Source organism: Flavihumibacter cheonanensis (assembly GCF_022352215.1).
In the GTDB taxonomy this organism is placed as follows: Bacteria; Bacteroidota; Bacteroidia; order Chitinophagales; family Chitinophagaceae; genus Flavihumibacter; species Flavihumibacter cheonanensis.
This window is the reverse complement of record NZ_JAKRWF010000001.1, coordinates 1,814,743-1,833,081: the sequence shown is the minus strand read 5'-3', so window position 1 is coordinate 1,833,081 and position 18,339 is coordinate 1,814,743. Positions and strand designations below refer to the sequence as shown.

The window sequence follows — 18,339 nt, the reverse complement described above, 5'->3', positions numbered from 1 at the left end:
TCGAATTTGGCAGGGTTTAAGTAAATAAGGGGTTTCTACTATTGCAGGTATTTGGTCCCGGGTATATTTTAGTACACTGTTCAATAATCCCATATGACTAAACCAACCCGGATCTTTACCTGGCTAACCTTCGCTGCCATTTTTCTGATGCAGGTCTCCCTTGCGCAAGTGCCTGATGACTGGAAACAAATTTCAGCCCATCAGTACAAGAACCAGATTGCATTGAATTGGGAAACATTTGCAGAGTATAATTCCAAAGAGTTTATGATTCAACATAGTGTAGGCGGACAAGCCTGGACACTTATCGGCTCTGTGCCTGCAAGTGGACAGAGTGGTACGATTAAAACGTATAAATACCTGCACAACGAACCAGTTACGGGTACTAATTATTATCGTGTGGTGCTAGTGAATGAAACTGGCAGGGCACAGTTTAGCCGGGTGGTACAAATCGAATTTGAAGAAACCATTCCATTGAAAATTTATCCTAATCCGGTTATCAATGGTATCCTGAATCTTCAGATGAGTACAGATTCAGAAGTAACGATTTTTACAAGGCATGGTAAAGCGGTTATGCAAAAACAGTGTAAAGCCGGTAAATCTAAATTATACGTCAGTGATCTTCCGACAGGTTTATACCAGATCAAGGCAGGAGATGAAGTGAAACAGTTTTTTATCCGGTGATGAACCGGATTTTTTTTGCTCTTTTCTAAGTGGTTTTTATTAGCGGCTACAGGTAAGCACCTACAAATAAGTTTGATAAAGGTCAAAATAACACGTTATAAGTGTTTTCTATTATTGTACATGGAGAATCTGCCTTCTATTTTTACCTCACCCTAAATGAAATCCACCGTATGAAAAGAGCCGTTCTCTTTTGTTTCTCGCTGTTGCTACATCAATTCATGTTTAGTCAAACAGCCAGTACTGTCAATGTTACCGGTAACCCGGCAGTTAAATCCATTACCAATAATGTGGCAACTGTTATTGATCCCGAACTTGAAATTATTTCAAATGGAACCCTGAAAGATTTTACCGTGTCCATCACTGATAGTTATACATCAGGTGATGCATTAAGTTATAGTGGTTCTTTGCCATCTGGTATTACAGCGGGTAGTTTTAATGCTACTAGCCGCTCCATTGAATTTACAGGAATTGCTACGGCTGAGGTATGGCAGGAATTGTTGAGACGCGTTACTTTGAGAACTACTTCTGCTGTTTGTAATCCTGAAAGTCGTCGGGTGAGTTTCACTGTTGGAAAGCGTTACTATAATCCGTTAAACGAACATTTTTATGAATTGCGGTCTGCCGGGGCTAACTGGACGAGTGCGCGTGATTATGCGCAGACACAATCCTATTTTGGAAGACAGGGTTACCTGGTTACGATTACATCACAGGGGGAAAACAGTTTCATCTATCGTATCGTAAACGTAAATGCCTGGATAGGCGCTTCGGATAATTTCAGCGCTGTGAATTCTGCTGCAGGTTATTCAAAATATGCGAATCAAAGTGCGGCAGATGGCAAATATCACTGGGTAACCGGTCCGGAGCGCGGAACTATGTTTACCAATCAGAATGCCTGGCAATCCGGTGGCGTTTCCCCGGTTAACAACCGATACAACAACTGGGATAACAATGAGCCCAACGACTGGCCTGGATTTACAACTTCCAATCCAGGTGAAGAGGATTATGGACATATAATCGGGAGTAATGGAAGGTGGAATGATTATGCCAACGGCCAGTCTATTGGCAGCATTATTGAATATGGTGGAATGCCTGGAGATCAGTCGCACTCCCAGGTTGTGTTTACCAAAAAGATAACTATCAATAATGCCCCATCTGGCACTATTTCAGGAGGTAATACTACGGTTTGCTCCGGAACCAATAGTACGGTATTGACCTTAAGCGGACTGAGTGGTTCTGTGGTTCGATGGGAATATTCCCTGGATAATTTTTTAACAGCCGGAACTTCCGTGTCAAGTACATCAACTACACTGACCGTATCCAATATTTCCCAAACCCGTTATTACAGGGCAATCGTAAACTCCAACTCAGGTTGTACAGGTCTTGCAACAGCTGCCACTCCGATTTATGTGAAAGCATTGGAAGCAGGAAACATTGTTGCTCAAAATAATACGGTTTGTCCGGGTGGCACCGCCCAACTCACACTCTATGGGTTTACTGGTGAAATCACGCAATGGCAACGCTCTGCCAGTTCCGATTTTTCAAGTGGCGTAGCTTCCATTTCGAGTACGGAAGCAAGTATCAGCCATGTATTGGCTTCTATCGGAACCTATTATTTCAGAGCCACTGTAAAAGCGAATGGATGCAGTAACTCAACTAACAGTGCAGTATACACGATAACCGTTAGTTCAGGTACAGCACCAGTGGGAGGAGCGGTTTCGGACAGGGAGCATTGCGGAAGTTCGAATTCGGGAAGTCTCCAGTTAACCGGGCATTCCGGTACCATCCAGAAATGGCAGTATTCTACGGATGGAGGTATAATTTGGACAGACGTGGCCAATACTACTTCTACATTAACTTATAGCGGAGTGTCATCTACCCGAAAATACCGGGCAGTATTGACAAATGGTGCTTGCGGTACGGCCTATTCATCGGAAGGTACTGTAACTATATTGGGTACGAACCGGTTTAAGTGGCAGGGCGGATCAAACCGACAGGCACAGCAATCAACCAACTGGGACTGTGGCAACAAGCCGCTGCGTGGTTCGGATGTGCTTATCAGTTCAACCGCTGCCAATGATATGGAGTTGGATACTGATTATGTTTTGGGTACCATTGATTTTGCCGGTTCCAATCGTAAAATTGTTTTGGGTAATCATAATTTGACAATTAATGGAGTGGTTGGAGGCAATACCCAAAATCATATCATTACAAATGGTAGCGGTAAACTTATGATTAGGGTAGCACCTGGAGTTAGCGTCGTTTACCCGGTTGGTAACAGTAGTTATAATCCGATTCGCATTACCAATAATACAGGATTGGAAGATGAGATTTCTGTTCGTGTGGTGGATGAAGTATACCTTAATGGTTCAGATGGATCCGTATCTGATGTGCCAAGAGTAAAGCGTACCTGGGATATCAGTAAAGCCAATGCAAATGGAGGGAATGGGTTGGATTTTACATTTTACTGGAATGAAGATGAAGCAATTAATCTTGTTACTCCGGCCTTGTATCATTTTGAAAATAATAGTTGGAATAAACAGCCACTAACTGGATTGACAGCAGGTACAAACAGTTTAACCTATTCTGGTTATACCGGAAGTTTTTCACCTTTTGCTATTGGCGATGCGATGATTTCATTACCTGCAGACTGGAAAAGTTTTACTGCCAGCCGATTGAAGAAATCAGTTATACTGAATTGGGAAACCTTTGCAGAATACAATACGCAGGATTACCTGGTGCAGCATAGTGTATCCGGAACTGCATGGACAACCATTGGTTCTGTATTATCCAATAACAATTCGCAAACCATACAACGCTATCAGTTTGAACATGTAAAACCAATTGCCGGAGTCAATCATTACCGGATCATGCAACGTGATCAGAATGGAAGGACCCGATTCAGTAAGGTGCTGGCAATTAAACTGGATGCTGATGCAGTAGTTAGTATTTATCCAAACCCGGTAACAGCAGGGCAGTTAACTGTGCATATGGAAACAGCAGGATTAATCCAGGTGTATAACCAGGCAGGTATTCCTGTTTATCAGACCGACGGAAAAGCAGGATTAAACAGGCTGGATTTATCTCTGCTTTCCAAAGGCATGTATACATTGAAATGCGGATTGCAGTCAATTCCTTTCCTGGTAAAATAAGTAGTGGTCCACATACCAGAAGGTGAGACCCGGCCCTCTTGTGCAGGCAAGGGGGCATTTTTATTGTACCTGTAGGGAAACGTACCGGATATTTTTTCGGTCAAGTGTGTATGTGATATGTACAATATTATTACGGTCTTGAACAACCGCTGGATAACTGTATTCACCTTCCGGATGATTTTCCAGTTCAAGGATATCCTGCCAATTGCTACCGTCTTTTGATACAGCGACATTGAGCCGGTTTCTGCCGTTCCACCAGTCTTTACCGGCGGGAAGCGGGTTGTACACAAGTAATTGCCAGCCATTATGAAGTGTTACTGCATCTGAACCGGCATTCGGATTGGGAAGACTGGTTTTGGTAAGTGGTCCCCAGGATGCACCCTTGTCTTTCGACCAGGTTTGGATGATGTAATTCTGACGACTCCTGGAAAGCAACTGCAGATCACCGTTAGGATAAGTAAGGATACTGGGTTGGATTACACCGAAACTATCGTTATTGATGTTAATGCGACTCCAGTTCTGAAAATTGCTGTCTGATTTTTCCAGATGGATATGCCAAATTTTTTCGTCCGGACTTTCAGTGCTCGATGGATGCAGAATAGATCCATCTGTAAGTTGAATGGGTTTGTTCTTGATTGGACCCAGGATGCCTTCAGGTAGTTTGACTGCGGCTGACCAGGTTTTGCCCTCATCATTGGAAATTTTGTATTCGCCCCACCATTCACGTGGGTTGGGACCGACTTTATAAAACAGCGCAAGTTTACCGGATTGCGTGCGGAACAATACAGGATTCCAGGTAGGATAACGCAGTGTGTCATTTATAATTCCGTCAGCAACTGGCTGGGGCTTGCTCCAGGTTCCGTTATGATGGATGGCAGCATAGATAAGTACTTCTTTATGTGATTCATGCGGACCTGCGAACCAGGCGGCCATCAGGCCGCTGCCGGGAAGATCAACAATTGTGGACGCATGGCAACTTGCAAAAAGCGGACTGTCAACAATGTTTTCCTGTTTTAGAATCGTTACGCTTGGAAACTTTTGATGGACCGGATTGGTGCAGGTGGTGAATAAAATAGCAAAACAGATCAGTGGGCTCCATCGCATAGGTTAATAGTTTTGACATCTAAGGTAGCTCATTCACCCGACCGGTGCCACCGGACGGGTGAATGGTTGAAATGATTAAAATCGACGAATCCTCCGGGCTGTAGAGTAGAGAAGTTGAAAAGACCGAAGCGATAACCCATAAAGTGTGGCAGGGTATAGCTCATTTTCAGGGTGGTACCGATGTGGTTCCAGGTCTGACCATCAAGACTGTAAGAGAAATGTGCTGTATCTGTTTTGTTGGTAAAATCACAACTGGCACGGAGATGTAAAGTAGATTGTTGTATGGGAATATCAGCAACCAGTTCTGGAGATCCGGTAGAGTTGTTCAGCATTTGGAGATGATACCTGTCCCCGATTTTTTTGAGTCCTACCCATCCATAGTTTTTTTGTAGCAGGGCTAATCCGGCAATATCACCATTTTTCATATGCGAGCAATCGATTTCAATACTTGCCTCAGCTTGTGGACCAAATGTTCTTTGTGTTAATGTGTTACGCGCTGTTAGCAAACTGGTGTCAATTCGGCCTGTAGTCAAGCGAAGAAAACCTTTCCTTGATTTCACCGACCACAAAGAATTATCAGGATTGTGATTCCATTGCCAAACCAGTGGCAGATCCCGCTCATTGCGTTTTCGGGTGAAATTATCAGATGAAACGATACCAGGAACCAGGGATTGATTCGGGGGAAGATTTAGTGTCATGGGTACCTTTCCGTTTTCACCTAAAACCGGCCAGTCGTTTACCCATTTTACTGGTACCAGAAAAGGAATCCTGCCAACTGCACCATGGTCCTGAAACAGGTAGGCATACCAGTTACCATTTGGCATATCTATAAGTCCGCCTTGCGCCACTCCCTGATCCTGCAAAGCAAGTTTACCTTCATAAGGGCCTGTGATTTTTTTTGAACGATGAACGATCACTGTACGCATCCCACCCCGGGGCCATGTGATGTTAAACAGGTAGTAATATCCATTAAGCTTGTATAATTGCGATCCCTCGGCTCCCAATCCGATAGTTGTGCCGGCTGGAAGGCTTGCATTTTCAATCACCACCTGATGGATGCCTGCAGGCTCTATACCAGAAAGATCATTCTTAAGTTCAACAAGGCTGAGTTTGCCATTGCCATAAAGCATATAGGCTTTGCCATCATCATCAAAGAATAGTGTATGATCGTGCAAACTGGGTTGAAACTGTATTCTTGTCCAGGCTCCTTTTTCAATGTCAGGTGTAGTATAGATATAGGTTTTTCCGGTGGTTGATGAAAAGGTGGTGACGTAATAAAGTCCTTTGTGGTACCTTATACTACTTGCCCAGGAACCTGCTCCATACGCATTTTTACCATTTTGAAGATTTAATGCATCAACATCAGCGAGGGTATCATATGCATAATTTACAAGTCTCCAGTTGACCAGATCAGTTGATTTCATGATAGGTACACCCGGACTCATATGCATGGTTGTGCTGCTCATGTAATAGGCATTGCCAACCCGAATCATGGACATGTCCGGAACATCCGCATATATAATCGGATTGCTTGCTGTTTCCTGTGTTTGCGCAGGTTTGCCAAAAATTACCACTAGCAAAAGCAATAATAGGTGGCTGGATTTGATGGTCATTGTCTTAGAAAACTAATTGAGCAAATTGGTAAAGCCCGTTTTTCCAAACGTTGAAATCATGATCACCTGGTTCTATCTGAAATTGGTGCGGTACTTTATGTTGTTGCAGATAATCGTGCGTTCGCTGGCTGAAACTCAGCAACCGGTCTTTGTTGCCACAGGAAATCCAGAGTAACTTGAGCATGCGTGTAGCTTTCGCAGGATCCGGAATTAATTCTTCCGGTTTTTTGGTGTTGGGGGCTGATGAAAAACCTCCCACCCAGGCAAACTTGTCCAGGTTGCCTAAACCAAAATTGAGGGATTGTCCTCCACCCATAGATAAACCTGCGATGGCACGGTTATTCCTATCTGTAAATACCGGAAAATTTTTCTCAACATATGGGATGAGGTCGTTCAACAGATCTTTTTCAAAATTGGCGAAAGCCTGGACTTTATCCGGTGCCATAATATTACCAACTGCCCGGTCATCCGGCATGGCTCTTCCATTGGGCATTACCACAATCATCGGTTTTATTTTTCCTTCTGCATATAAATTATCCAGAATGATATGAGGCACACCTCCGTTAAGCCATTCTTTTTCATCGCCTCCAATACCGTGTAATAAATAGAGAACCGGATAGTTCTGCTTGCTGGAATAGCCGGGTGGTGTATAAATCAGCGCTTTTCTGGTAGTTCCAACTGTTTTGGATACATATGAAATTGTATCAATTTTCCCTTTTGCAATGCTGGTTTTTTCCCTATCAAAACCTTGGGGAGCAATTTTCACCTCCTGTTGGGCTCTTGAACTGAAGCACACTAAGAATACTATAATAGCCAATGCGATTTTTTTCATAGCAATAATGTTTGTTATCTCTAATAATTTGGTTAACGGTCGGTTCGAAAGGGAGAAGCTGGCAGTCCTTCCCGATTATAGAGATTCGGCTGAGTGGGATTGTCGGCCCAGGCATAACGTACATACATGGGGTTGGAAACCTGGTCACTTGAAACCACCACGCTATTGCCTTCAATACGGGCTGAAGCCCAGACGAATTTCTTATCAGCTCCGGCAATGGCGAAATTACCGGGAGCTTCACAATCGTTGGTGATTAGTCCGCCACCTGTATGATCAAATTCCACAATAATTTTACTAGCTTCAACCCGGGCTGTTCGATATAACGGTCCCGAGTACACGATCTTCTCTCCATAGGCCAGTTTCATCGCACCCAATGCCAGTCGGTCACCAACTTCTTTTTTATTATCCGGATGGATATCATTCCATTCGCCCAGGTCAATAGCTACTACCATTGCCGTATTTGGAACATCCAGTGCATCCATTTGTGCTTCCCGCATTTGTGCCCAGTTGCTTTCAGAAGGTAGGTAATTGTATTCCATGAACCCGGGTAACTGAACATATAAAAAAGGAAGGGTACCCAGGTTCCACGCGCTACGCCATTGGTTGATTAACTGGCGCGACAATGAAGCATATTCCATAGGTCGACCTGCATTCGATTCACCCTGGTACCAGCAAAAACCTTTGATTGTATAGGATGTAACGGGTGCTACCATGGCATTGAATAAGGCAGATGGTTTGTTTTGATTATTGCCTCCTCCACCGTAAAAAGAACGCACCGGTTCAAAGGCAGCGCCAACTTTATACTCCCATTTCCCCGTTAACTCGATTGTATCCTTTCCGGAAAAAAGACAATAGGGCTTATCCGGTACAAAACCGCCTTTACCATTTTGGTTGGTTACCCGAACCACGATCAGATTTTTTCCCGGCTGTAATACATCCTGCGGGATAGCGTACCGGCGTTGTGGGTACAAATAAGTTGTTTGACCGATTTTTTTTCCATTTATGTACACTTCATCCATATCCACGATCCGGCCCAGAAACAATCTGCCTGGTTTTCCGGTCATGTTTGCCGGTACCATAATTTCTTTGCGATACCAAACCACTCCATTCAGCTCTTTGATACCCTGGTCTTCCCAATAACCCGGAACAAAAATGGAACGCCAGCCTTTTGGAACATAGGCAGGATCATACCATTTCAATGTTTCATTCATTCCCTTATCGATTGGGGGTTCGGGTCTTTGAACCGGATTTCCAGGCCTGTCAGGAGTTGCACTTGCCTGCGGCGATGGCAGCCCGCCTGTCCAGGCTTCAATAGGTGTTCCACCTACGCTTGCATTTATTATTCCAATTGGAACACCATATTGCTGGTGCAGTTTTTTCGCCATGAAATAAGCTACTGCGGAAAAGGGTCGTACAGCTTCTCCCACTGCAGGCGCCCAATGGCCGGCAGTTATATCCTCTTTTTCTCCCTCCAGGCTCGTAGCTGTCGGAATCCAGAATTGTCGGATCTGGGGAAAATTCGCCGTAGCGATTTCATCTGCATAGGTAACATCGTGAATATTCAGTTGATGAACCATATTACTCTGCCCACTACAAAACCATACGTCACCAAATAAAACATCTTCAAGTGTTATGTTATTCTTTCCCCGGAAATGAATGGAATATGGGCCGCCGGCTTTAGTGGCCGGGAGTTCTAATTTCCATTTTCCATCTGATCCGGCACGGGTACGAATTATTTTTCGGTTAAACGATACTGTTATCTTTTCCAGTGGCGATGCCCATCCCCAAAGTCGGACAGGCTGGTCGCGTTGCAATATCATGCTGTCGCGAAGTAACTTCGGCAGCCTTATTTGCGACTGGCTTTGATAACCTGCCACCAGTAATAACAATAAAATTGTTAATCGCTTTACCATAACCGGAATGTTTTATTTGAATAAGGGTCTATGGTTTGAATCCGACCATTTTCATCATATTTCAGTTCAGTAACTTTTACTGATCTTAAATGGGTAACACCCTCACTTAAACTGCTGTCGTGATAGAAAAGATACCATTTTCCATTAAACTCACAGATGGAGTGATGGGATGTCCAGCCAATCACCGGTTCCAGGATTCGGCCGGCATAGGTAAAAGGACCGTAAGGTGAATCACCGATCGCATAACAAATAAAATGGGTATCGCCGGTGGAGTACGAGAAATAATATTTCCCGTTGTATGTATGCATCCAGCTTGCTTCAAAGAAGCGCCTGTCCTTATCTCCCTCCAGTAAAGGCTCACCCTTTTCATCCAGGATCTGTAAATCACGAGGCGGCTCAGCAAATTCCAGCAGATCATCCCGCAGGCGGGCCACTTTTGGGCAAAGAGCAGGTTCTGTATCGGTAGGCAGGTGTGCAAAGGGGCCTTCTTCTTCAGCCTTAAATTGCCCGGTACGCCAACGTTGTAATTGTCCGCCCCATATACCGCCGAAATACATATAATAGCTACCATCTTTATCCTTAAAAACAGCCGGGTCGATTGAAAAACTATTATTGATGGGTTCCGGTTGCGCGGTGAATAGACCTACGGGAGATTCACTCACTGCTACCCCTATACGAAAAATGCCTTTTTTATCCTTTGCAGGAAAAAACAGGTAATAGTTCCCATCTTTTTCTGCGGCATCAGGTGCCCATAACTGTTGAGATGCCCAGGGTACTTCGCTGAGGTGCAGGGCACAACCATGATCCACTGCCTTCGCATCTGGATGTTCCATTGACAATACATGATAATCCTCCATTGCAAAATGACTGCCCAGGTCATCAAAGGGGATATTGGATTCTACATCATGGGAGGGATAGATATAAATTTTTCCATTAAATACATGCGCGGAGGGATCCGCTGTGTAAATATGTTCCACCAGGGGTTGGGAAATTGCCTTGCGCCTGAGTTGTTGAATATTCATTGTATATGGTTAGGTTGTTCTTCGTTGTTTTAACTCGTTTTCAATCAGGTTTTCCATCGACTTATTGATCTCGTAAAAAAACAGTAGTGCAATCCCGATAAAAAAGGGAATCGAAGGATAAATGCTAACCAATAGTTTGGTTCCATTCACTGCGGTAGCTGTTTGCGCGGCATCGCTATTGGCCTGGTACTGGTACAAGCCAAGAATCCAGGTAACCAGGGCGCTGCCAACACTGAGTCCCACTTTTAAGCCAACCATCATTGCTGAAAAAATAATCGCAGTTGCTCGTCGATTGGTTTTCCATTCACTGTAATCCGCTACATCTGCGATCATGGCCCAGAGCAGGGGGATGGTCAGGCCATAAAAGAATCCATGCAATATTTGCGAGCCAAATATCAGACCAATAGCGTCAGGTGAATAAAAATAAAAGAACAGGATAAAAAGTGTAGAAATAAAAAGAGCCCAGCCAAATACATCGCGCTTGCCATATTTATCTGCAAATGCTTTGGAGAGCATGATACCCATAATCATGAATAAAATACCACCTGCATTAAACAAGCCAAATCCCGCTGATACAGGGTCTTCTCCAAAGAAATTTATTCCCATAGACTGTAAACCATTCAGGATCGGCTGGATGAATTCCGTTAGAGCCTGACTGTTTACATAGTTTTTGAAATAGTACACGTAGGAGCCACCTTTCATCGCAAGGGTGATAAATACCAGGGTGGTTAGCAATAACATAAGTAACCATGGCCTGTTGGAAGAAAGGTCCTTGAGATCCTGCGACACACTTGATTTTTGCTCCGGTTTGGGAACGATTCGTTCTCGGGTACTGATAAACGTTATAAGCAACAACACCGTTCCAATAATAGCCAGCCAGGTCATGACAATTTCTATGCCCGCTGCCTTATCTCCCTTACCAGCAGATTCAATAATGGGTAACATAAATACCTGCACAAAAAACTGGGCAAACATTACCGCTACAAACCGATAGGAGGAAAGACTGTTGCGCTCTTTCATATCACCTGTGATCACACCGCTCAGAGCAGAGTAGGGCAGATTGTTGGCCGCGTAGAGTAATAACAGCAAGGTATAGGTTATAGCGGCATAAATAAGTTTGCCTTTATAGGAAAAATCCGGTGTACTGAAGGCCAGTAAGGATACCACTCCAAGAGGAATAGCTGTCCATAAAATCCAGGGACGAAATTTACCCCACCTGGAAACCGTACGATCAGCAATGGCCCCAATAATTGGATTAAAGGCAAAAGCTGCAATCAATCCCACTGCCAGGATGATGGCGGAAGCGTGTTGCGTTTCCAATCCATAGATATCGGTATAAAAATAGGCGAGATAGGTCATGAGGGTTTGAAAGACCAGGTTGGCGGCCAGGTCGCCCAGGCTGTATCCCAGCTTTTCGGTTATAGATAACCGTTGATTGGTTGTGTTCATGAGCGGGATTTATTTTTTTAAACCCATCAGTTTGTGATAGGCAGGTTTAGGTTGTAACTGGCGATCGAAGAGCAGGGGGTAATTGGTTCTACCTGGCACGGGCCAGCCATTAAGCCAGCTTTGCCCATCGTCCACTCCCCAAAATGTAACTCGGGTGATTTTGTCCTTATGCTTCAGGAAAAGTTTGAACAGATTTTCATAATCGGTTGCCTGTTGTTGGAGTATGCTGTCCGGAATTCCCTGGGCATAAGGATTCAGGGAAGGGTCGCTTGCCATTCGCTGTGCCACATCAGCTCCCTGGAAATTACGTGGTAATACTTCAATATCCAGTTCGGTAATCATTACTTTTAAACCCAGTTCATGGTAGGCGAGTATGCTTTCTTCAATTTCTTTGAACGGGACTTTACCCAGATGCCAGTGCCCCTGGATACCAACACCATCAATGCGTACACCGGCGGCCTGGACTTTTTTTACGAGTTCAATACAACCAGCTCTTTTTTTGGGTTGCTCGTTATTATAATCGTTGTAGTACAATTCTGTATTTGGTGATGCTTTTTCTGCCAAACGAAAGGCTTCCGTGATGTAATCCGGACCCAGTTTTTGCAGGAAGATGGAATTACGCAGTGTGCCATCTTCATTCAGTGCTTCATTCACCACATCCCAGGAGAATATTTTGCCGCTGTATCGGGATGCTACTGTATTGATATGATTTTCAAAAAACGTTTTGAATGAATCCACACGCTGGATACGACGTGCAAATGCGGGTAACTGACTATGCCAGATGAGCGTGTGTCCATTCAATTTCAACTTATTTTTCTGGCTATAGGCTACCAGTTTATCAGGAATTGTGAAATCATAGCGATCCCATGCTGGATGTATGTGTTCTGCTTTCATACAATTTTCTGGTGTCACAGCATTGAACTGGGAAAGGATCAAAGCGTTGCTTTGGGCATTTCTTTCTTCAATTTGTCCTGTATTAAGCGCCGCTCCAATCAGAAAATCGGAATGGTAAGCTTCTTTTAGACCATTATTGATACTTGAATTGGTTTTGGAAGAACTGCAGCTAATTGTAATTAGCCAGAAGGCAGCTGTTGCGAAAATAAAATGTGGAATTTTTTGCATGATTTTTTTATTTGGCAGTTAGTTGTTGAGAAGATGGTATTCGCGTTTCCGGCGGGCCCAGGTAAGTTGGTTTCAGCCCGCCCAGGTCCAGCACCAGTTTTTGCAATACTACTCCGTTGCTTACTCTCCAGAAACGAACACGGTGTTTACCAGGCTGGGAAAGAAAATGGCGACTTGTTTTAACGATACTGTTATCGGCTACCCATTTGTTCCAGACACCGCTGATACTGGTTTTATCCTCCTTATTCAGGCTGATTAGCTGAGCTTGTTCTTCATCAATTGAAATCGCATATTGCAGGCCGTTATCCGAGCCATAAAAATTCAGGCTGGGAGAGAAATAGGCATATAGGGTAATGCTGTCCTGGCTGTAGCTAAAAAATTCATATTCCAAAAAGGGTGAGTTTTCCTGAAGTTTGTTTTCCGTTTCTGTTACCGGGAAGGATGTAATCGCGTCACCTGTTCTGCCGTGATCCGGCAATTTTTTCCATTGAATTTCAGCTGTTTCCTTTTTTCTTGAGAAGTTGGCCGCCTCCATTGATACTACACCGTTGAATTCAAAAAAGGCCGGATAGTTGAGGTTCTCTGGGAAAGGGGCTTTTGCAATCTGAATAAGGGTGTCTGACAGGGTTTGATAATCTGTGCCGGGTGGAAGGGGTTTTAAGTTTGGTATTTTATTCACCGGTGGCTGTTGCCAATAGGTATACCCGATATGGGTCTGGCTCATCATATGATTCCATTTTCCCTTATTGATACGATGGTATGCCAATGTAATAAGGGAATCTCGTTCATAAAACTCCTTTACTTTTTTGGCATGATAATTCGTGGATACTGATTTTTCTGCATAAGCTTTGTGGTTGAGGGCTACCTGGTAATAAAGCTGATAAAGATTGGAACTGGCGGCAATGGGATGCAAGACCAGTTGAAAATAAGCATCCTGGAATTCTGGTGCAAGGGCCAGTTGAATCTGTTCCGCTTTTTCTTTTAAGGCATTATACTCAGCAACTACTGTTTCCCATTCGTTGTAGTGAAAGCTGTAACTGCCGTGATCCAGTAGTTCCGGTTTACGGCGACCATTGAATTTTCCATAAGCTGATAATAGGTGCGCTATGGCATCCGAATGGGTAACACCAAATTGTTGTGCAGCCCACTGCCTGGTATATTCGAAAAGATCATCGGCGCCAATACGATCCGGATTCCATGCATAATCGAGGAAAAAGGAAATGGGAAATTCCATGGGCTTGATATCACCTACGTTTACAATCCATATCTGCTTCACATCGTGCTGCCAGGCCAGGTTCATTTGTTCCCAGATCCGGGGCAGGGGATTGGTGTTGATCCATTTGTAATTTCGCGGCCCACCTACATAATCGAAGTGATAATAGATGCCATAACCTCCTTTCCGCCTTGGTTCGCCAGGTTTTGGTAGCATCCGGAGGTTCCCCCAGTTATCATCGCAAAGCAGGAGGGTGACGTCATCGGGTACCCGCATTCCTTTTCGGTAATAGTCCTGTACTTCTTTGTACAGCGCCCAAAGTTGTGGAGTTTGGGAAGCGGATTTACCGGTAGTTTTGGAAATAATGTCGCGCTGATCTTTTACAATTTTTTCAAGTAGTGCGGTGGCGGTTTCGCGGCTCATGGGTTCATCGCCATCACCCCGCATTCCCACACTTACAATTTTTTCATTCCATGCCCGCTTCATTCCAAACGTCCAGAATTCCTGCAAACCTGCCTGATTAGTATCATAGTTCCATGGCTGTTTTTTTCCATAACGTCTCCATTCATCATGCGCACGCATAAGTGGTTCGTGATGCGACGTACCGATAACAATCGCATAGTCATCTGCTACTTTAATATTGAGTGAGTCATCGTCATAAAATGCATTTCCCCACATGGCGGGCCAGATATAATTTGACCGGAGTCGAAGCATCAGTTCAAATACCCGTGTATAAAATCCGGAATTGAATCCGCCGAATTTTTCTTTACTCCAATTACTTAAGGCAGGCGCTTCATCGTTGATAAAAATGCCGCGGTATTTCACTTTAGGGGCATCCTGCAGGATGGAATCGCGGGCTATCCATACCTGCATCTTTTTTCTGACCGGAACATCCGCCCACCAGTGCCAGGGCGATACACCAATTCGCCTGCTGATTTCCATGGCGCCATAGGCCGCACCCCGACGATCACTGCCCATGATAAACAGCAGGTGTTGACCAGCATTTTGAACCGTGAGTATTTTATATCCTTCCCACTTTCCCTTGAGATCTGTAATTGAAATCCGGTACTGGCGAATCAATTTTTTCAATAAGTCTGATTTATCAAGGCTTCCAATAACAATAATCACCTCCGAATCTTTTCCAGGTCTAAATAGGACCTGACTTTTCCGGGTTGTAATCGATTGCAAATCGGTCGCCAAAAAAAAAGCTGCTTTTTTCACTACTTCATGGTCTGTTGAATCTACCAGAATGGAAGCTCCGCCGAGATCATAATTCGCATTGACGTTAGCCGATACAGGCAGTTGCGCCTTTGAGAAACTAACATTTGTGAGAAGTACTAAAACAAACAATCGTATTCTGAACATGGCAATCAATTAATAACTGATACTATTGCCGCCATCTACAGGCAACACTACTCCTGTAATATAACGGGCATCCTCACCTGATAAATACAAAGCGGCAGCACCTATATCTTCCGGTTGTCCCATTTGGCCCATTGGAGTACGAGCCATTACTCTTGCTTTACGCTCTGGATCAGAATCCAGTGCTTTTGCGGTCATATCACTGTAAATAAATCCGGGTGCTATGGCATTCACTCGAATACCCATTGGCGATAGTTCAACTGCCATGGCACGGGTCATGCCTTCAATGGCAGTTTTACTGGCAGTGTAAGCGATCACTTTGGGTAGGCCATACTGTGCCGCCATGGAACTGATGTTGAGGATGGATCCTTTTTTTCGTGTAAGCATCTTTTTTACCACCTCTCTGCTCAAGACAAAAACTGCTGTTACATTCGTATTCAGCATGTTGGTAAATTCGATATCGCTTACTTCAGTAAATTCTTTTTTCTGGTTGATGCCGGCATTGTTTACCAGAATATCAATTGGCCCGTATGTTGATTCGATTTCCTCAATAAAGGCAGGTACTGCCTTGTAATCAGTAACATCCAACACCTTAAAAAAACAAAGCGGACCTAATTGTTCCTGTGCCTTTTTTAGTTTCGCCTGGTCTCGTCCGGCAATTATGGTGGTGATTCCGTTTTGGGTAAAGGCTTTCGCGATCGCGAATCCAAGTCCGGATCCTCCACCAGTTACAATCGCTGTTTTCTTCTCTGTTTGCATGATAATGGTTCTTGCTTTAATGCCCCGGCGCATATGGAAATCGCAGGGATTTATAATAGTCAAGGCTCTTCGCCGGTTGTTCGTAAGAGGTTGGTATTGGTAACCTGGAAATGTTTTGGAAATAAAGGAGGCAGGCATCTCGCCACCATTTCGCTTCCTGGTGCTGTATATTCAGCAGCATTTTAACCTGCTCGAATCGTTGTTCATCCAGTTTGGGTTGCTGGCGATTCCAGACCATTTGCATCCAGCTTACGCTATCTACTCCCAGGTTGTAGCGATAGCAGAGTTCATTCCATAAAGTCCGGCCGCTTTTCATGTTGTAATTCCAGGGCAGGTGATGAAACCAGAGCAGGTCTTTATCCGGACAGGTTGCAGGATCACTCCATTTTTTAGCAGCGTCGGGATGGTATTGTGAAAGTGCATCAGAGCCGGTTGCAGTTCTGTTGAAACCAATACCTATACTGTCGGCGCGGTGGTAATAAGTTGGATTCCATTCGGGGCGATTCAGATTTGCAACCCAGGGACCAGGTCCGTAATGATGTCCGGTAGCCATGATATGATGAAGGCCGATAGGATTCATATAATTCACCAGTATCTCCCTTGATGCAAGCATCATCTGGGTAAGGTCTGCCACCAGTGAAGGATCCGTTGAAAAACTCATGCAAATCCATTCTTTGGCAATGCCTTCAGAACTGAGTTCATGGTTCCAGGCCAGTCTGCCCAATGCATACCAGTTTGCCTGACCGAACAAATGACCGGTCCAGTTAATATCTGTTCCTATATTGGATACGCCTGCCATTCCACTTAGTGTGGATGCTACTGTAGTTCCCTTCCCTTTTTGATAAGTATCACTTTCCAGGCATTCCTTAAATAAAGGTGCCAGGTACACCAGGTGCGTGCCCTGTCCAAGATATTCCTGCGTTATTTGGAATTCCATCATTACCGGTGTTTTGGGAAGCGCACCAAATAAGGGATGGAATGGTTCCCGGGGCATAAAATCAATTGCTCCGTTTTTCACCTGAACGAATACGTTGGATCGAAATTTTCCATCGAGTGGCAGGAATTCAGAGTAAGCTTGTTTATGTCGGTCGTCGGGTACTTCTGCACTGTATACAAAAGCCCTCCAGATCACATTTCCTTTGTATGGGGCAACAGCATCCGCCAGCATATTGGCGCCATCTGCATGGGTGCGTTTATAATCCTGCGGACCCGGCTGTCCCTCACTGTTAGCCTTCACGAGGAAACCGCCAAAATCAGGAATGATGCCATAGATCTCGCGCGCTTTATCTTTCCACCACTGTTGAACAACAGGATCAAGAGGGTCGGCCGTTTTTAGTTTACCAATTTCTACCGGTGCACTAAATCTTGCTGTCAGATACACTTTAATTCCGTAAGCGCGAAAAAGATCTGACAGCGCTTTAACCTTCTGCAAATAAGGCTGTGTTAGTATTGTGGCATTTGCATTTACATTCGTGAGCGATACCGCATTGATCCCAATTGAAGCATTCGCCCGGGCATAGTCAATATATCGCTGATCGATATAGGTTGGCAGGGTATGCCAGTTCCAGATAGAAAATCCAGCATATCCACGCTCCACGGTACGGTCCAGGTTATCCCAGTGATTGAGCATACGTAGTGCGAGCCTGGGTACTTCTTTGATATTCAGTTTTTCAATTGATTGTTCCGTCTGCAGCAGGCGGATTAAGTAAAATACTCCATAAAGCAAACCAACTTCTGAATTGGCGGTGATCAGCAATGGAGTTTTACTACTGCTTGACCGAATCAGAAATCCTTCCTCACCAAGCGAGGCTAATTCCCGCTCACTAACCCTGGCTGAGGATTTTTCTATTTGCAAAACGGCCTGTAGATTCCGGCTTTCCGGAATGCGTACTGTTTTTCCAAACAATCCGCTCAGGGCCATTTGTAATTCTTTGCGGGCTACCTGGAGCGTGGGGGAGTTGCCTGGCAGGGAAATACTGGCAAGTCGGGACTCGTAACTATTTCGAAGAGATTTGTTTTTCAACTCATCATAGCGTAACCAAAGGCGGTAGCCATCTTCCGCCTGTGCGAAAGAAAACAACAATAACAACAGGGCAAGCAAATTTACTTTCATGGCAGTG

12 protein-coding genes are annotated in these 18,339 nt (G+C 44.4%); 2 read left to right on the top strand and 10 right to left on the bottom strand.

The window, feature by feature from the left end; genetic code table 11:
* Nucleotides 1–93: 93 nt before the first annotated feature.
* Together MD536_RS08090 and MD536_RS08085 are read left to right on the top strand one after the other, a co-directional pair.
* On the top strand, nucleotides 94–681 hold the full coding sequence (locus MD536_RS08090) for a T9SS type A sorting domain-containing protein (protein WP_239597577.1): 588 nt from the start codon (nucleotides 94–96) through the stop codon (nucleotides 679–681).
* A 170-nt stretch (nucleotides 682–851) separates the two neighbouring features.
* Nucleotides 852–3,830 (top strand): DUF8696 domain-containing protein, encoded by a 2,979-nt coding sequence (locus MD536_RS08085; protein ID WP_239597574.1) that lies wholly within the window; start codon nucleotides 852–854, stop codon nucleotides 3,828–3,830.
* A 60-nt stretch (nucleotides 3,831–3,890) separates the two neighbouring features.
* On the opposite strand, the gene MD536_RS08080 is transcribed toward MD536_RS08085, so the two are convergent.
* From MD536_RS08080 to MD536_RS08035, 10 genes are read right to left on the bottom strand one after another with little or no spacing between them, the layout of a single operon-like run.
* Nucleotides 3,891–4,934 (bottom strand): sialidase family protein, encoded by a 1,044-nt coding sequence (locus MD536_RS08080; RefSeq protein WP_239597571.1) that lies wholly within the window; start codon nucleotides 4,932–4,934, stop codon nucleotides 3,891–3,893.
* A gap of 29 nt (nucleotides 4,935–4,963) precedes the next feature.
* A complete protein-coding gene (locus MD536_RS08075; RefSeq protein ID WP_239597568.1) occupies nucleotides 4,964–6,547 on the bottom strand; it encodes a glycoside hydrolase family 43 protein in 1,584 nt (527 codons plus the stop codon).
* Nucleotides 6,548–6,551: 4 nt separating this feature from the next.
* Nucleotides 6,552–7,379 (bottom strand): alpha/beta hydrolase, encoded by an 828-nt coding sequence (locus tag MD536_RS08070; RefSeq protein WP_239597565.1) that lies wholly within the window; start codon nucleotides 7,377–7,379, stop codon nucleotides 6,552–6,554.
* A 32-nt stretch (nucleotides 7,380–7,411) separates the two neighbouring features.
* Nucleotides 7,412–9,292, bottom strand: coding sequence for a sialate O-acetylesterase (locus tag MD536_RS08065; protein ID WP_239597562.1), 1,881 nt, complete (start codon nucleotides 9,290–9,292; stop codon nucleotides 7,412–7,414).
* Entirely contained in the window at nucleotides 9,286–10,314 is a 1,029-nt protein-coding gene (locus MD536_RS08060) for a glycoside hydrolase family 43 protein (RefSeq protein WP_239597560.1), read from the bottom strand. The genes MD536_RS08065 and MD536_RS08060 overlap by 7 nt, the downstream gene beginning before the upstream one ends.
* A gap of 9 nt (nucleotides 10,315–10,323) precedes the next feature.
* A complete protein-coding gene (locus tag MD536_RS08055) occupies nucleotides 10,324–11,763 on the bottom strand; it encodes an MFS transporter (protein WP_239597557.1) in 1,440 nt (479 codons plus the stop codon).
* A 9-nt stretch (nucleotides 11,764–11,772) separates the two neighbouring features.
* A complete protein-coding gene (locus MD536_RS08050) occupies nucleotides 11,773–12,885 on the bottom strand; it encodes an endo-1,4-beta-xylanase (RefSeq protein ID WP_239597552.1) in 1,113 nt (370 codons plus the stop codon).
* A 7-nt stretch (nucleotides 12,886–12,892) separates the two neighbouring features.
* Complete coding sequence (locus MD536_RS08045) at nucleotides 12,893–15,463, bottom strand: glycosyl hydrolase 115 family protein (protein WP_239597551.1); 2,571 nt, start codon at nucleotides 15,461–15,463, stop codon at nucleotides 12,893–12,895.
* 9 nt (nucleotides 15,464–15,472) lie between these two features.
* Nucleotides 15,473–16,252, bottom strand: a complete 780-nt coding sequence (locus MD536_RS08040) for an SDR family NAD(P)-dependent oxidoreductase (protein ID WP_239597548.1) — start codon at nucleotides 16,250–16,252, stop codon at nucleotides 15,473–15,475.
* Nucleotides 16,236–18,332, bottom strand: a complete 2,097-nt coding sequence (locus MD536_RS08035; RefSeq protein ID WP_239597545.1) for an alpha-glucuronidase family glycosyl hydrolase — start codon at nucleotides 18,330–18,332, stop codon at nucleotides 16,236–16,238. The genes MD536_RS08040 and MD536_RS08035 overlap by 17 nt, the downstream gene beginning before the upstream one ends.
* Nucleotides 18,333–18,339: the final 7 nt, after the last annotated feature.

Coding starts and splice junctions, on each gene's coding strand:
- MD536_RS08075 (WP_239597568.1), bottom strand. CDS start 6,547: ATGACCATCAAATCCAGCCACCTATTATTGCTTTTGCTAGTGGTAATT.
- MD536_RS08080 (WP_239597571.1), bottom strand. CDS start 4,934: ATGCGATGGAGCCCACTGATCTGTTTTGCTATTTTATTCACCACCTGC.
- MD536_RS08085 (WP_239597574.1), top strand. CDS start 852: ATGAAAAGAGCCGTTCTCTTTTGTTTCTCGCTGTTGCTACATCAATTC.
- MD536_RS08050 (WP_239597552.1), bottom strand. CDS start 12,885: ATGCAAAAAATTCCACATTTTATTTTCGCAACAGCTGCCTTCTGGCTA.
- MD536_RS08065 (WP_239597562.1), bottom strand. CDS start 9,292: ATGGTAAAGCGATTAACAATTTTATTGTTATTACTGGTGGCAGGTTAT.
- MD536_RS08060 (WP_239597560.1), bottom strand. CDS start 10,314: ATGAATATTCAACAACTCAGGCGCAAGGCAATTTCCCAACCCCTGGTG.
- MD536_RS08070 (WP_239597565.1), bottom strand. CDS start 7,379: ATGAAAAAAATCGCATTGGCTATTATAGTATTCTTAGTGTGCTTCAGT.
- MD536_RS08040 (WP_239597548.1), bottom strand. CDS start 16,252: ATGCGCCGGGGCATTAAAGCAAGAACCATTATCATGCAAACAGAGAAG.
- MD536_RS08045 (WP_239597551.1), bottom strand. CDS start 15,463: ATGTTCAGAATACGATTGTTTGTTTTAGTACTTCTCACAAATGTTAGT.
- MD536_RS08055 (WP_239597557.1), bottom strand. CDS start 11,763: ATGAACACAACCAATCAACGGTTATCTATAACCGAAAAGCTGGGATAC.
- MD536_RS08090 (WP_239597577.1), top strand. CDS start 94: ATGACTAAACCAACCCGGATCTTTACCTGGCTAACCTTCGCTGCCATT.
- MD536_RS08035 (WP_239597545.1), bottom strand. CDS start 18,332: ATGAAAGTAAATTTGCTTGCCCTGTTGTTATTGTTGTTTTCTTTCGCA.